15 protein-coding genes are annotated in these 14,847 nt (G+C 41.7%); 4 read left to right on the top strand and 11 right to left on the bottom strand.

Annotation, left to right across the window (positions count from 1 at the left end):
* Positions 1–5: 5 nt before the first annotated feature.
* The 7 genes from thiL to yyaC form a co-directional block, all read right to left on the bottom strand.
* Complete coding sequence (thiL, locus tag I6N90_RS19650; RefSeq protein ID WP_232243174.1) at positions 6–1,070, bottom strand: thiamine-phosphate kinase; 1,065 nt, start codon at positions 1,068–1,070, stop codon at positions 6–8.
* A gap of 163 nt (positions 1,071–1,233) precedes the next feature.
* Positions 1,234–2,316: an HD-GYP domain-containing protein gene (locus I6N90_RS19645; RefSeq protein ID WP_197937359.1), complete on the bottom strand. Its 1,083-nt coding sequence runs from the start codon at positions 2,314–2,316 to the stop codon at positions 1,234–1,236.
* A gap of 158 nt (positions 2,317–2,474) precedes the next feature.
* On the bottom strand, positions 2,475–4,154 hold the full coding sequence (locus tag I6N90_RS19640; protein WP_232243199.1) for a histidine kinase N-terminal 7TM domain-containing diguanylate cyclase: 1,680 nt from the start codon (positions 4,152–4,154) through the stop codon (positions 2,475–2,477).
* A 79-nt stretch (positions 4,155–4,233) separates the two neighbouring features.
* A complete protein-coding gene (locus I6N90_RS19635) occupies positions 4,234–5,442 on the bottom strand; it encodes a class I SAM-dependent methyltransferase (protein WP_197937357.1) in 1,209 nt (402 codons plus the stop codon).
* A 10-nt stretch (positions 5,443–5,452) separates the two neighbouring features.
* Positions 5,453–6,106, bottom strand: coding sequence for a DUF6483 family protein (locus I6N90_RS19630; RefSeq protein WP_197937356.1), 654 nt, complete (start codon positions 6,104–6,106; stop codon positions 5,453–5,455).
* A gap of 32 nt (positions 6,107–6,138) precedes the next feature.
* On the bottom strand, positions 6,139–6,981 hold the full coding sequence (locus tag I6N90_RS19625; RefSeq protein ID WP_197937355.1) for an alpha/beta fold hydrolase: 843 nt from the start codon (positions 6,979–6,981) through the stop codon (positions 6,139–6,141).
* Between the two features lie 2 nt (positions 6,982–6,983).
* Complete coding sequence (gene yyaC, locus I6N90_RS19620) at positions 6,984–7,529, bottom strand: spore protease YyaC (RefSeq protein ID WP_232243173.1); 546 nt, start codon at positions 7,527–7,529, stop codon at positions 6,984–6,986.
* A 169-nt stretch (positions 7,530–7,698) separates the two neighbouring features.
* On the opposite strand from yyaC, the gene I6N90_RS19615 reads away from it, so the two are divergent.
* Positions 7,699–7,926, top strand: coding sequence for a DUF1128 domain-containing protein (locus I6N90_RS19615; RefSeq protein WP_197937353.1), 228 nt, complete (start codon positions 7,699–7,701; stop codon positions 7,924–7,926).
* Positions 7,927–8,058: 132 nt separating this feature from the next.
* On the opposite strand, the gene I6N90_RS19610 is transcribed toward I6N90_RS19615, so the two are convergent.
* Together I6N90_RS19610 and galE are read right to left on the bottom strand one after the other, a co-directional pair.
* Positions 8,059–8,523 (bottom strand): hypothetical protein, encoded by a 465-nt coding sequence (locus tag I6N90_RS19610; RefSeq protein WP_197937352.1) that lies wholly within the window; start codon positions 8,521–8,523, stop codon positions 8,059–8,061.
* Positions 8,524–8,642: 119 nt separating this feature from the next.
* Positions 8,643–9,635, bottom strand: coding sequence for a UDP-glucose 4-epimerase GalE (galE, locus tag I6N90_RS19605; RefSeq protein WP_197937351.1), 993 nt, complete (start codon positions 9,633–9,635; stop codon positions 8,643–8,645).
* A gap of 142 nt (positions 9,636–9,777) precedes the next feature.
* Between galE and I6N90_RS19600 the strand changes: the two genes are divergently transcribed.
* A complete protein-coding gene (locus I6N90_RS19600; RefSeq protein ID WP_197937350.1) occupies positions 9,778–11,013 on the top strand; it encodes an NAD(P)/FAD-dependent oxidoreductase in 1,236 nt (411 codons plus the stop codon).
* 238 nt (positions 11,014–11,251) lie between these two features.
* Here I6N90_RS19600 and I6N90_RS19595 read toward each other — a convergent pair whose 3' ends face one another.
* On the bottom strand, positions 11,252–11,809 hold the full coding sequence (locus I6N90_RS19595) for a general stress protein (RefSeq protein WP_197937349.1): 558 nt from the start codon (positions 11,807–11,809) through the stop codon (positions 11,252–11,254).
* A gap of 205 nt (positions 11,810–12,014) precedes the next feature.
* Here I6N90_RS19595 and I6N90_RS19590 point away from each other — a divergent pair, with 205 nt between their 5' ends.
* Both I6N90_RS19590 and I6N90_RS19585 read left to right on the top strand, forming a co-directional pair.
* Positions 12,015–13,202, top strand: coding sequence for a magnesium transporter CorA family protein (locus I6N90_RS19590; RefSeq protein ID WP_197937348.1), 1,188 nt, complete (start codon positions 12,015–12,017; stop codon positions 13,200–13,202).
* Between the two features lie 127 nt (positions 13,203–13,329).
* The gene (locus I6N90_RS19585) at positions 13,330–14,145 is read left to right on the top strand and encodes a lipase family protein (RefSeq protein ID WP_232243172.1); all 816 of its coding nucleotides are present in this window, start codon (positions 13,330–13,332) and stop codon (positions 14,143–14,145) included.
* A 15-nt stretch (positions 14,146–14,160) separates the two neighbouring features.
* Here I6N90_RS19585 and trhA read toward each other — a convergent pair whose 3' ends face one another.
* Positions 14,161–14,805 (bottom strand): PAQR family membrane homeostasis protein TrhA, encoded by a 645-nt coding sequence (gene trhA, locus I6N90_RS19580; protein WP_197937346.1) that lies wholly within the window; start codon positions 14,803–14,805, stop codon positions 14,161–14,163.
* Between the last annotated feature and the right edge of the window lie 42 nt (positions 14,806–14,847).

The raw sequence follows: 14,847 nt of genomic DNA, 5'->3' as shown, positions 1-14,847 counted from the left end.
CCCGTTCATCTTTGAAAATGATTGTATCCACGTTTTTCTATCGATTGTCTAAATGCGTTACCATTCCCGTCATTGCCTGCACGAATGAGATCGACACCAGGGTCTCCTTCTTCCGTCTCACCGATTATATAAAACGGCATTCCTTCTGAATGGAACATGTCCCTGATTTCCTGTGCAACTCCTCCATCCATCGTTCCGAGCAGCACATAATCTTCGCCACCATAAAGAATCCATTCCAGCGGGTTTATTCCTACGATCGATGCATAGGAGCTCAAGCTTCCGCTCTTCGGCAACTGTCGCTCATGCAACACAAGACGTAACCCTGAAGCTTCAGCAATTTCCCACGCTTCGCTCGCTAAACCGTCGCTCACATCATTTAGAGAGTGACAAGCACCTGATCCTAACAACAATCTCCCCGCTTTAATACTAGGAGCTGGACGTTTATGTGATGTAAGTAACGCTGTGTACGTTTTATCTTCTAGCAATAACGATCTACTCGTCCCTACACCACTAGCCATCAATATGTGTAGCCCTGCAGCAGATTTACCTGCGATCCCCGTCAGAAAGATAACATCTCCTGCCTTCGCGCCGGATCGCTTGAGTTCGGCACCTGATTCAATCATCCCTGTTAACGTAACGGTAATAATCATATGCTGGGGTGATGAAGTCGTGTCCCCGCCGATTATCGCTATGCCATATTTTTCAGCGCATTCATATAGCCCATCATAAACACGTCGTATTCGTTCTGGATGATAAGAAGGAGGAACACTTACCGCAACTAGTGCATGAAGAGGGACACCACCCATTGCAGCAATATCACTAACATTAGCAGCAAGTGCTTTATAACCAACATCTTCATCACTCATCGTTGTTCCATTAAAGTGTACGCTCTCGACCATCGTATCAACTGTAAGTAAGATTCGCTTAGGGCCAGAAATCCCTACTTCCGCTAATTCTATATCAATAGAGGCAGTGTCATCACCAATTCCTAGTGCAACGCCGCGCTTTTTCTGCCAATTGTCACTTTGCCTATCAGCTGTCCAATGCCCAATGCTTGCGAACTCATCCAAGAGCGCAATCTCCTTTTGCTTACATATAAGCAATCTATTTCTCATCATTTTACCTCAATCATGCCCATAATCAAAGTAATTACAGCTTACTGACAACAATAAAGCTTCCCTCATCCTCGGTCTACGCCCAGAACAAAAGAAGCTTATACAAAACCTAAATTATTTATAATTCCTTCACAATCGTAATATGAAGCTCGTTTTTCAGTTCGATATCATAAGGAGATTTCGGAATAGAGCCGTCAGCTTCCTTAATAACCCGAACGCGTGGACGATGTACAGCTAGCTCATTATTAAGTGAAACTACAACTTCTTGTCCCGTACTTAATAACAATGTCGTTGATACGGGATAAACTGAAATATGATTACAAAACAGCTTAATGAGATCCAAATCAAAAAAAGTTCCACCAGCTGCGAATAGAAACTCAACCGCTTCGCTTGTCGTATAACGCTTACGGTGTGGTCTTGGAGATACAAGCGCATCATACGTGTCTGCTAGCCCTACAATTTGAGCATACATATGAATTTCGTCCTGCTTTAATCCACGTGGATAGCCAGAACCGTTAAACCGTTCATGATGCTGCAGTGCACAGTGCGCAGAGACGATGGAAATATCATGATATTTCCGGAGGATATCGAAACCTTCCTTCGGATGTGCCCGCAGCTGCTCTAACTCTTCGCTGGAATAACGGCCAGTGTGTGTAAGCAATTTTTGCGGTACTCTCGTCATGCCAATATCGTACAGAAGCGCTCCAATACCAAGTTCTTCTAATTGATTTCTATTAAAACCTTTTGCGATCCCCATTATGCCCGATAAGACAGCTACATTAAACGAATGTTGAAATAAATAAGCATCCATCGAATGAATACTAGTCAAATTAACTAACATATTCGGTCTCGTGGCAAGATCCTGCATTATATTTCCGAATACAGAACGAAAGTTACGACCCATATCAGGAGCAATCGTACGACCTTTCGAAACAACCTCATCTTTAAAAGAGTTCATCGTCTTATAAATCGTATTTACCGCCTGAGTTCGTGTTTCGTCCCGGATGCTATCCTCTGGCAGGATATCTGTTGTTCTTCCATCCTCAATGAACAAAAAATCTATGCCCAATGCCTGTAAGCGACTAATATATCGTTCACTTAACTCGACACCTTCTCCAAGAAGTACGTTTCCGTTTTCTTGAAAAATCGGCTTTGCAACCTTGTCCCCAGGCTTGGCTGCACCAAGTTGCACTTTTCTCATTAGATTGTTCCCGCCTTTTAAACATAACTATATACCTGCAACCAGTTAAGTCTATTCTAGCAGACTCCGTTCATTCTTTCCATGTAAGCTACAGGTAAACTACTACAGGAAATGTTCCTGCTATAAGCAAAAAAGGACCCCTACATAATGATGAGTCCTCATGCCAGTTTGCGATTCACGATTCGATTACGACCATTATACTTGGCCTCATACAGAGCCGCATCCGCCTGTGCCATTAGCTCTCGTAGAAATGATTTAGGGTCTTCTAGCTCATTTGAGTCATGTCGTTCAATAGAGACGACACCCATACTAATTGTGACTGTTACAGAACCATCCCCAACGCCCGTTGGAACCCTATTTTCCTCTACCGTACTTTTAACTAGCTCTGCAATAATATCCGCTTGTTCCCTGTTCGTATGTGGCAAATATACAGTGAATTCTTCCCCACCGAATCTTGCCAAAACATCAGTTAGTCTTAATGCACTTCGGACAGCTTCTACAGTACTACAGAGCACCTCATCTCCGGTCAGATGTCCAAATCGGTCATTGATACTCTTAAAGTAATCCAAATCGAAAATAAAAATAGAAAACGGTATACCATAACGCAAGCTGGTTACAACTTCGCTCTCTAGTTGCTGCAACATATATCTTCGATTGAAACAACCTGTCAGCCCATCTGTTATCGCCATATGTTCTAGCTTCTTATTAGCCTGGGAAAGCTCGTCCTGCATAATTAACAATTCTTTGTTTCTTTCATGCAGAAGCTCATTTTGTGTGTTCGTTTCCTCAACGAGCATACGTAATTCCGTTACATCTTGAAATGTCAGTACGCGGCCTACAATACGTTTCTTCTGATTCAAGATCGGGGCCGTCTGCACGATGATATGTAGACTTTGAGCCAAATCAATCGTTAGTTCCACCTCATGTCGATCCATTGGACGAACTCGTTGTGCTTCAAAAAAAGCTAACAACTGTTTGGATGTGCCTTCCTTAAACTGTGCAGCAAGCGCTTCCGGTTTAAAGAAATCTCCGATTCTGAGCCTTATAATCGGCTTGATAACTTTATTTACTTCTATAATCATATCATTCTCATCCATAACAATAATGCCCATGGACATCGTGTTCATTACGTCTTTCTGCACGATTTGAATAATATCGAACACCTTATTGCGACTAATCGCATGAACGATGTAAGCAGCTGTTACTGTCATACCTATAGAAACGAGCGGAATATAGCGAGTGAAATAATCAATATAAGTTACATTTATGCAAAAATCTACAATCGCAAAAAAAGAAAGAACAAAAACACCGTTAAGCGCGGTGCGAACCATCTTTCGATGACGAACAGAATCATCTCGCCTACTTAACTTGTACAATAAAATAATAAGCGAAACAGATAAATACAAAATTAATTGCACAATCATTACCCAATAAAGCGCACCATGTTGAAGTTGCTTCATTGATTCTAATTGCGTATTAATGCTTAAAAACATTCCTTGAGGGTTCCATATTACTACTGCAACCGATATGACTGCTGGAATGGAGAGCAGAATTAAGCGACTTCTCCGAATGACATAATAATGTCCGGTCAGAACAAGAATAAATGCAAACCATCCGATCCCAAGTAACGAAAGTCCTACATATGAAGCAGATAGGTAGAATAGCCTAAAAGGAAGAGAAGTCGTAGTTTGCGAGGCAAATTGAAAGAGAGGCCACAGCATAAATACGACATGTAATAAAAGATAGATTCGGTGAAGAACTGTTACGGAACTTGAGGAAAACACGTATAGAAATAAACCCATCAGCACCAAAAACATACTAAAATCTAACCAAATCATCCATTCCAATACGGTTCACCCATTCATTTGGTAGCCATCTTCTTCCATTGTAGCAAAAGTTATCACTATCGACAATTAGCTATTTATTGGAATCCAATACATTTTTGTCACTGGATGGCCATCGATCTGATAGAATCCGTTCTAGTGCTGGAGATATATTCAGGAAATTTCTGAAACTTTCGTACTGCTCCCACTTCTTCATAGATAGTTCTTTATGAGGAGATGTTACTGCACGAATTAATAAGTTTTTGGGTGTATGTTCAGGGTCAACAAATTCGAGCATATTCACCTTATAACCTAGCACCTCTAATAAATTCCCTCTTACAGCATCTGTCACAAGTGCAGAAAATCTTTCTTTAAGTAATCCTTGTGACAGTAATGGCGTCAATGTATCATTGCCGATTTGACGAAACAACTCATGCTGACAGCATGGCACCGACATAATAACTGAAGCACCCCATCCTACGGCTTTCGCAAGTGCAGCATCAGTAGCCGTGTCGCATGCATGTAGCGTTACTACCATGTCTACAGACTCCAGCTCATTATAGTCAGCGATATCACCGACGAGGAATCGAAGCTTATCGTACCCTAGCTTCTCCGCTAAAGATGAGCAGAAAGAAATAACATCCGCTTTCAAATCTAATCCCACCACAGAAATTTCTCGTCCTTGTTCTACAGCAAGCAAATGATACAAAGCAAACGTCAAATAAGATTTACCGCATCCGAAGTCTACAATTTTTATTTCTCGATCTTTAGGCAAAGCATCAAGAACATCTGTAACCATTTCAAGGAACCGGTTGATTTGACGATACTTGTCCTGCTTCTTGGCATGTACACGCCCTTCTGGCGTCATAATACCGAGCTCTACTAAGAAAGGAGCAGGTTTACCTTCCTCCAATATTCTATTTTTCTGACGATTATGGTCTGTACTAACTTGCCTTGCTCCTCCAGCGCTAGAAGGTCCCTTCCGAACAGCCGCACTTCCCTTTTTGTTAAAAAGTAGTTGAACATCGTGATCTGGTGTTTTTACTAGCGCTTGCCGATAATGCTGTCCAAGCAACTCAAATAACTGGCTAGATGTCTCATCAGCTCTTACATTTTGATGAAGCACTTTGTTAGCAAAGTGGGATTCAAACTGAAAGTATGCCCCATCCTTAAGCCGTACAGGACGAATGATCATTTTCGGTGCATGATCTCCGTCTTTCCGTTTTGGCTGGCTAAGTGTCGCTTGAATTAGCTCCCCATTATTAATCCATCCTTGAATATCTTGTTGCCATTGTGCTTCCATCCTTACATGGTCACTCCTTCATTGCGCCTTTAATATCTGCAAGTGCTTGCTCAACTTCTTCTCTTGGTAAACCGCCTGCTGTCAGCAGCTCGTCACTTTGACTAAGTAAACGTTGATAGGTTCCTATTGCATCAGCTGCTGTTAACACATTCGCTTCAAGTAACTCGTGCATGACATTTTCGGTTTGATCATATTTCCCTTCTGTTTCGTACCACTCCATTAGAAGCCGTTTCGTGGGTATTGGTAGCTCAAAGGGACTCAATAGTTCCAGTAATTCTGCTATTTGCTCTCTCGGCTCTACAATAGTAGGCTCCGCATTAAGGAGAGATAATCGAACAAACAGTCTCAGAGATCGTACATATGAATCGTAACACTCCTTCTCCCTGCCAATATCACCATGGAGGAGCGCTTCTTGCTTTATAAGAACGGCGATAGCCTGTAAATGATCAGTTTCTACAACCCCATTTGTAGACATCACTTTAATTAAATCATCGTCTGATAGTGATCGAATTAGATTACTGCTCAACCTGAAATGTTTATCGAGAAGTTCATCGATGACAAGAAGAGCCTCTTCAATCTTCCGCTCTTGTCTTAATCCTAATACTTGTGCTAGTACTTGCGTCATTTCCTCAATCATTCTCATAAAATAGTCACGTTGGAACATAAGCTTAGCTCCTCTCCAGCTTCACTTTTTCCTTACACTGATCTTATAAATGACAAAATTTCTTCAGACAACTGATGTCCGCATTCCATCATACTCATATGTCCTGCTTCTTCTAGCTCCACTTTTCTTGTGTCATCGTTGTTTGCTGAGAAAGTACTCACCGCAGGGATAACATTATCCTTGGCACCTGCTACTAGCAATATTGGTAGCTTTGATCCCTTAATAATGTCACTGCGGTCCATTCGCTCTTTCATTCCTCTTGCAGTTGCTACAGCTCCATGTTGCGATGTGCCATAACCAATCTCTTTACTTCTCGCCAGCTCCGGCTGAAGTCCGTCGATACGGTCAGTTGCAAACAATTTAGGAACAAGTCCATCTACGAAAGTAGCTACCCCCTTTTGCCCAATTGCAGCAATGGCTTTGTCTCTATTCTCCTTAGCTGTTTCACCATCGGGTAGCGGTGTAGAATGAATAAGTCCAAAGGCAGAAAGACTATTGCTGTACTTATCTGCGAAAGCAAGCGTAATATATCCACCTAAAGAATGACCAAGCACGATTGCATTCGTCACACCTAAGTGATCCAGTAATTGTGATAAATCCTCTGCGAACAGTTCCATTGAATAGGTTTCATCATTAGGAGCTGAGCTACTCCCATGTCCCCTTGCATCAGGAGCAATAACTCTTACTGTCGATGCAATGTTACCTACAACCTTATCCCAATAGGCAGAACTCCCGCAATAGCCATGAAGTAGTACAAGTGTATACGGTAAACCGTGATCTTCTTTAGAATCATAATAGGCTATCTCTAGACCATTTTGTAATTGCAGCGAATCTGTAGCTATCGTACTTTCGTCAATGCTTCCACTAGTTGTCATAATCATTTAACCTCCAGTTGATGAATAGGTTTCGGATACTCCTCTTTACCACTCCAAGCATTATTAACTGCTGTAACAACATGATTTGCCATTCCCATGACTTGATGCAGCGAAGTTGTTTGTAGCATCCAATACGCTTTGGGACCTTCTATATTTACAATACCGGCAATACTATAATCGCCGATGAATGGCAATCTTCGACCCGTTGCTGCACCTGGCTGAAGTGGACCATTTTTTGTAATAAAGCTACCCACCGATTTGGACTTACCAAGACACGCATCTATCGCAATAACAGTTAGAGCCTCATCCTCTTGAAGACGGTTGATGTCTCTTACTGTAGCATCAACAGCATATGCATCACATGGCTTTTCTAATGTACCTATTACTTTCCAACCCCGATCTACCAACATTGTTCCGACAAATGGACCAAATGCGTCACCAGTCGAACGATCCGTTCCTATACATACAAATATAATACGGCTTGGATCAGGATGTGCTTCAGAAATGGTTGAAAAAAAGGTCTCCAATTGCAAGTCTGATTGATTCATTTGGTTATGTATCGTAATCTGCACCTTCCCTTATCTATAATGCCGCACAGCCCTCATCTTCTAAACATTAATTGTAGCGAATTTTTCGTGCCGCTTCAATTTGTAGCCTTGCCCTTCTATGTCATGGTACAATGACGAGAATGATTAGAGATCGAAGGAGGAAAGTTATATGTCCGATTTACAACAAGTTACACAAGAAAACGTCGAGTTTATGATCGAAGCTATCAAAACAAAGCTCAGAATGGCTTCTGGTGCAGCAATGCAAGCATCTCATTTTGACATCAAACAATATGAGGACATTAAAGATATATACGACCTCGTTGCCTCCAAACCTAACTTCAGTATCAGTGAAGTTGAAGCACTTGTATCCGAGATTGGAAAGCTTCGATTGAAATAATATGAAATTTTGTAATGTTTACTTTTATTACAAAATATTAATTTCCATAATGATACATTATATTTCATGTTTCGACATAAAAAACCGAAATCAGTGTAAATAACTGATTTCGGTTTTTTTGTACTATTTCGTTTAATCCTCTATATCCTGAGCAATTTCAGGCTCATTGGATACAATGGAAAGTTTGATCGTAATTTCATTCCTTTCGCCTTTAAGAAAATGTGCAAGACGCTCCAACTTATCCGCTAACTCAGGACCACTTAGCGTCAAATTCAAATGATAATCGAAGCTGTCGGAAGGTAATTTGATTGATTGGCCAATATGACCGATCTGCGCTCTCCAACCCCTTTCTTCGAGCATCCCTGGTCGATGTTGCAATTGCTCTTGGGCAGGATGAAACTTATCCGATTTATTAACTACACGCTCATAGATGCGAAGCTTCTTAAGCAACATGTAATATTGAGCGGAATGTTTAAAGTTCCAAGCCTCGCGTATGTCTTTAAGTGTGTAGTCCATCTTCCAACGCTTCAACTTCTCTACCTGCTCATCAGTGCTGAGTAACAGGAAGTCGTCTAGCGGCAGCATTTTTTCTGGCATTCCGATCCCTCCAATAAGGTCATTTACAATGTAATAAATAATTATTCTAAAAATAATATTTATTATATAAAAAATACCATAATATTTATTGGAATACAACAAAGAACGATTAAACTATTTTAATCGTTCTTTTTGTATCCGTTCGGATTTGCTTCATGCCATCTCCAAGCGCTTTTAATAATATCCTCTAACCTACTGCGTCTAGGATTCCAACCAAGCTCGTTTCTAGCTCGTTCAGAAGAAGCAACTAACGTAGCAGGGTCCCCCTCTCTACGTGGTTCAATGACTGCTTTAATCTCTTTCACTGTGACAGAGCGGGCAATATCAATAACTTCCTTTACAGAGAAACCTGTTCCATTACCAAGGTTGTATATTGCGCTTTCCGCCCCGCTTAGCAGCTTATCAACCGCAAGCACATGAGCATCAGCCAAATCGCTAACATGGACGTAATCGCGTACACAAGTGCCGTCAGGTGTCTTATAATCATCACCAAATACAGAAATATGCGGTCGTTTGCCTAAAGCCACTTCCAGTACGATTGGAATAAGATGCGTCTCCGGATGATGATCCTCACCGATTTGACCACTTTCATGTGCCCCTGCAGCGTTGAAATAGCGCAACGAAATAGATTTGATATTATGAGCGGTATCATACCACTTCATCATCTTTTCCATTGCAAGTTTCGTTTCACCATAGGTGTTCGTAGGCAACGTTCTGTCGTATTCATCGATCGGTACATTTTCTGGTTCTCCATATGTAGCTGCTGTTGAAGAAAAGACGATTTTGCGAGTACCGTGCTCATTCATCTTCTCAAGCAAACATAACGTGCCATACACGTTGTTATGATAATATTTCCCTGGAGACTTCATACTTTCCCCTACCAATGAATTAGCAGCAAAGTGGATTACAGCGTCAATATCATTCTCCTTAAATACTTCGTCCAAAAAATCTTCATCGCGTAAATCGCCCACGTAGAGTTTACCTCCAAGTAGTGCTTCCTTGTGACCTTGCTGCAAGTTATCAACGACGATAACCTCTTCTCCTCGCTCTTGAAGTGCTGCTATTGTATGTGAACCTATATATCCCGCTCCACCAGTAACTAAAATCGCCATTTTATAATCTCCTCGATTCTTCTATGTACCTTCTATTGGAATAGTAGTTTATACGTATTCTCTTAGTATAATTTATGGTTCGACAAAACGGAATGACTTTAATATGCAGCTTGATGGACATACTACCGTCAGGAGGGATCATATGAAAGAACTGCATACTGGCCGACTTTATTGGCCGACGACGTTAGCAGTATCAAGAAACCACACATCTTTGAAGGAGAATATAAAAACAACCGTAGCCATTGTAGGTGGTGGAATGTCTGGAGTAACCTGTGCGTATGTTTTAGCATCTGGAGGAATGGACGTTGTTCTGATCGAACGTGGGAAGATAGCTGAAGGAAGTACTTCGGCCAATACAGGACTTCTACAATTTTGCAACGATGTCATGTTAGTTGATTTAATTAAACAAATTGGACGCGGGCCAGCCGAAACGTTTTATACACATTGCAAAAAAGCGGTAGAACAGTTAGCTGCCGTAGCCCAAAGCCTACCGGTAGACGTAGGCTATAGAGATAGAAGCAGTCTTTACTTTGCTTCGTCAGAGCAAGATTTGCCTAAGCTTAAGAAGGAATACGAAGCGCTTGCTGCTTGCGGATTTGATGTGGAGTATTGGACGCCAGACAAGATTGCCCTTCACTTTCCGTTTAGGAAATCTGGTGCAATCGTCACTCATGGTGATGCAGAAGTGAATCCTTACCAATTCGTTAACGGCCTTACCGATGCTGCTCAGTTAGCTGGAACTCGGATCTTTGAGGAGACCGATGTCAATAATCTTCAAACATTAGAGGATGGTATTCACCACTTACACACCTCATTAGGTTATACAATCGAAGCAGAACATGTTATCTATGCTGTCGGATATGAACCTGAGGAGCTACGGGGACGGCTTGTAAAAGCAAATCTAAACCGCTCCTATGCAATCGTAACTGGGGTGCAATCCCATCTTGAAAGCTGGCATAAAAGGTTTATGCTGTGGGAGACTGCTAGACCCTATTTATATACGAGAACGACGATCGATGATCGTATTGTCGTTGGAGGTCTTGATGAAGAGACTGAGCAACCTGTACATAGCCAGCAGACAATTAGTCGGAGAAGCAAGCAATTAATGGAGAAGCTTCTGGCTCTTTTCCCAGATATACAACCAACTGTAGAATACGAATGGAGTGCAACTTTTGGAGAGTCGCAAGATAATCTTCCTTTTATCGGTGAAGACCCAAAATGGCCTAATGTTTACTACAGCCTTGGTTATGGAGGAAATGGAACGGTCTATAGCATGATTGCTGCTCATTTGTTACTGGATCTTATTCAAGGAAAAGGCGGACAACATCCGTTAACCGAAATTGTTTCTTTATCGAGAGCTTCCTTAACAGATTCGTGATCGTTAACATTTACTGATGACTGTAGACCGTACTGCCCGTTGCCAAGTACGAATGAACTACCGGATGCATTTACGGTAGTTTTTTTGTTGAGACTGTACATAGGTTAGGTCCTATTCAAGAGGACACCAAATCCTATTCATGTATAAATGAATCAAAAAGGCACGCTCGAGGACAAAGTGTCCTCTAAAGTCTCCATACAGGCGATATGCAGCAAATAAGGGATCTGGTGTCCGGCAGCTATTTACCATTTGTAATACGTGTCGCTCCGCGCTGCCGAAATATTCCTTCTGCTACACTCAGCTTCGATAAATCGGCTCCATCATCTTTGTCCATAAGCGACTTGCTCTCATCCGTTTCAACAACAATAGCAAAACCTCCACTTTCCACACCGTTGAAGCACAGCTCCGCTTCATTGTCATCTAACCCTAAAGCACGATAGGAGCTTAATTGTTTACTTTCCAAAAAAGGGAACGGTGAACCGAATGAATAAATGCCGCCTACAGCGGGATAACTACCGTAACTTGCAATACCATACCCACCTGGTGCGTTGCTATCGCCAAAACTCGATGTCATTGGATTTCCAGAAGTGCTGCTTTCACTACTTCTTTCATTCGTCTCAGTAAGCTCATGCATGCCGTCAGCATGGATGTCCGTTTCAACCTTTATACGCCTTGCATGCTCCAAGTCCTTCGTTAACACTTTTATTTCTCCAGGGGCAAATCCTTCTTGCTCCAGTTGATTAATAACGTCAATCACTTGTTGTTCACTATCAAACAAACCTATCTTTTTAGTCATACCGCTTCCTCCGTTGTTTGTTTCATGTAAGGTTCTATACGATTGGTATTCCCATCCGATCATCTATTCAATCGAATATGTCGAATAACAATAAGTTTTGACAAATACAGTCGGATAGCTCCTAGGTAGGTTGTGCGAGTAGTTAGATTCGGGGTATGATGTTGAGTGTATCTGAAGAAATTTCGAGGGAAGAGGTGAGGGGACGATGATTCATCGTATGCTGCGATATCCCGCAGGTTGGAACTGGCATATCGTACAGCAAGCAAGACATCTGCCCCAAGAGCAGAAGCCTCTTCCAAGCAGGAAGTCGGTACAGAGAGCCCCAGAAGCGGGAGTTTCAATACGTAAGAACATACATTCACAAGAGCAGGATGAGCAGACACTTGGTGAAGAGGCAATAGCCGAACTTAAGCGTCAGTTTGTCGAATGTTCAACTTGGGTTGATGAATGTGCAGGAAGACGTACTAATCATATCTCCGTTGACGACTACCCTGGCATTGGCCCTATTTTATGTGGAACATTAATGATTCAGGTGTCGGAGGAACAATCTGACGTTCAACCATTCCACTTCTGGCTTTCAAGAAAACGATTAATTACAATGCATGAAGATATGCGTATCCCGATGCGACTGCAAAATGGATCACATACATTAAAATATGACGAATGCCAAATTGCTCCGGAAGCTTTTTTTATTATGATTGGCGTTATGTTGGAGCCATTCCATACTGGATTGGATGGTTTCGAGCGTAGACTTGGTGAATTAGAAAAAACGATGCGCATTCAAAATCGGACAGGCTTAATCGATGTCATATTTGAGAGAAGATATGACTTGTTACACTGGAGCCATTTATTTATTCCGATCCGAGAATTACATGGAGCTGCTAAGGAATCTTTTGTATCGGAAATTTCTGAAACGGATTCTTTTATAAAAATGTCACATAAGCTTGAGCGAATTGAAACGTTGCTAAAACATTATGCGCTTGAAATAGACACATTAATCTCAATGGACGATGCTATCTCTAGCTTCCGTGGCAACGACATTATGAAGACGTTGACGATTTTCACCGTATTATTCCTTCCAGCAACTATAGTTGGAACACTAATGGGAAGTAATTTCGACACTCTTCCTTATCAAGATCATAAATGGGGCTTTACTGTGATGGTAGCAGGGGTATCCTTAATAACAATTGGCATCTACATTTGGTTGTGGAAAAAAGGCTGGACTGGCGATCTACTTAATAGACGTAGAGGTCCATTTTTACTTCCTGAACAAGATGAACCTGCTGGCCGATCTTCTAGACACGGCAAACAGAAAAAAAGTTCATCAAAGCTCTCTACAATGGGAGAACACGATAAAAACTCACTATTGCGTTCCCGAAAAAATCGTGTGTAGCGTCTGCTACTACGATAATCGGGAATATTTTTTTGCCCAATAATTACGTTCCTTCCGCTGGTACCCATCCGAAGCCTTCCACATACAGTATTACATCAGTGTCAGATGTAATCGAACGGAGGAAATAATGATGGCTGGAAAAGGTTACTTAAGAGGGCAAGAGCCTGATATACAAAGCGCAATCTTTTTGGCTGCCGTTTGTGGACAAACATATATTCAGTTTACCAATAAGGAGGACGGCCTATTTCTAGTTCCTCGTACGTACAGTTTAGTTGGTGAATTTAGTGCTAAAGCTTATGACAATCGACCAGAACGATTCGGTTTTATTATCGCTTCGGAACAAAGCATCATACTAGCCTTTCGTGGAAGTGGTTCTGCTGTTGACTGGGTATCTGACTTTATTGCCCAACAGACTCCTTACCGACCAGTCAAAAATGCTGGTCTAACCCATAAAGGATTTACCGATATTTATATGTCCGCACGTGATGACGTTTTTTCCCTGCTTAATCAGCTTGAGCCTAATAGACCGCTATTCATTACTGGACATAGTCTGGGTGGATCTTTAGCAACGCTTGCTGCACTCGATATCGCTCGCAACACAGCATTCACTGCACCTATCGTCTATACGTTCGGGGCACCCCGCGTTGGAGATCCCAAGTTCGTTCAAACCTATAACTATTCGGTACCTACCCACTGGCGATTTCAAAATGAATTTGATATCGTTCCCCATCTACCACCGCTTGTATACCAATCTCCAAAAACAAAAGGCAATTACTTTTATTTGCATGTAAAAGGCGAAGTTTTACGTGCATTCAAAATGGGATCGGTGTCCAGCAATCATATTTTATCAAGTTATTTTAACGATTTGGCAAAAGAACAGCCTGAAGTCGCAGCTGCATTATGCGCTGAGCCTCCAGGCTGGTGTCCTGCAATAGATCCTTGACTGGGCTTGCCCATATTAAGCAGGCAATATGTAAAGGATGATGCAAAAGAAATGAACAATCGATCCAGCTAAAACGAACAAATGCCATACTGCATGATGATAAGGGAAGCTGCGCCACATATAGAATATCGTTCCGACTGTATACAATACGCCACCTGTTATTAGCAATTGCAAGCCACCTGGTTCTAGATGTGTCGTTAATGGCTTCCAAGCAAATACGATGATCCATCCCATTGCGATGTAAAGAATCGTTGATGTAAACAAATATTTTGAAGGGAAAATGGATTTGAATACAACACCAACAACGGCGACGCCCCATACGATTCCAAACAAAACCCAGCCAAGCACACCTTGTACAATATGGAATAAAATTGGCGTATAAGTACCGGCAATAAAGACATAAATAAAAGAATGGTCAAGTGATTCAAATACTCGCTTGGCCTTTCCTTTCGGGAAGCTGTGGACAAGCGTTGAGGCAGAATAAAGAAGCAGCATCGCTGAACCGTAGATTGTAAAGCTGACGACATGCATAGCTGTTCCCTTTATTGCAGCAAACACTATAAGCAATACTAGCGCGGCTATGCTTAGCAGCGCCCCTATGCCATGTGTAATTGCATTTGCAATTTCTTCCCCCTTAGAAAAAGTATGCGTATTAGCCATTGTAACTCTCCTCTCTCCAAAGTTTGCGTAGCAAACTTTCTT

The organism is Paenibacillus sp. GSMTC-2017 (genome assembly GCF_016019935.1).
Lineage (GTDB): Bacteria > Bacillota > Bacilli > Paenibacillales > Paenibacillaceae > Pristimantibacillus.
This window is presented reverse-complemented; position numbering and strand designations above follow the sequence as displayed.

Bases quoted from the DNA above. Each gene is read 5' to 3' on its own strand.
- I6N90_RS19645 (WP_197937359.1), bottom strand. From the start codon at position 2,316: ATGAGAAAAGTGCAACTTGGTGCAGCCAAGCCTGGGGACAAGGTTGCA.
- I6N90_RS19640 (WP_232243199.1), bottom strand. From the start codon at position 4,154: ATGATTTGGTTAGATTTTAGTATGTTTTTGGTGCTGATGGGTTTATTT.
- I6N90_RS19635 (WP_197937357.1), bottom strand. From the start codon at position 5,442: ATGGAAGCACAATGGCAACAAGATATTCAAGGATGGATTAATAATGGG.
- I6N90_RS19630 (WP_197937356.1), bottom strand. From the start codon at position 6,106: ATGTTCCAACGTGACTATTTTATGAGAATGATTGAGGAAATGACGCAA.
- I6N90_RS19625 (WP_197937355.1), bottom strand. From the start codon at position 6,981: ATGACAACTAGTGGAAGCATTGACGAAAGTACGATAGCTACAGATTCG.
- yyaC (WP_232243173.1), bottom strand. From the start codon at position 7,529: ATGAATCAATCAGACTTGCAATTGGAGACCTTTTTTTCAACCATTTCT.
- I6N90_RS19615 (WP_197937353.1), top strand. From the start codon at position 7,699: ATGTCCGATTTACAACAAGTTACACAAGAAAACGTCGAGTTTATGATC.
- I6N90_RS19610 (WP_197937352.1), bottom strand. From the start codon at position 8,523: ATGCCAGAAAAAATGCTGCCGCTAGACGACTTCCTGTTACTCAGCACT.
- galE (WP_197937351.1), bottom strand. From the start codon at position 9,635: ATGGCGATTTTAGTTACTGGTGGAGCGGGATATATAGGTTCACATACA.
- I6N90_RS19600 (WP_197937350.1), top strand. From the start codon at position 9,778: ATGAAAGAACTGCATACTGGCCGACTTTATTGGCCGACGACGTTAGCA.
- I6N90_RS19595 (WP_197937349.1), bottom strand. From the start codon at position 11,809: ATGACTAAAAAGATAGGTTTGTTTGATAGTGAACAACAAGTGATTGAC.
- I6N90_RS19590 (WP_197937348.1), top strand. From the start codon at position 12,015: ATGATTCATCGTATGCTGCGATATCCCGCAGGTTGGAACTGGCATATC.
- I6N90_RS19585 (WP_232243172.1), top strand. From the start codon at position 13,330: ATGATGGCTGGAAAAGGTTACTTAAGAGGGCAAGAGCCTGATATACAA.
- trhA (WP_197937346.1), bottom strand. From the start codon at position 14,805: ATGGCTAATACGCATACTTTTTCTAAGGGGGAAGAAATTGCAAATGCA.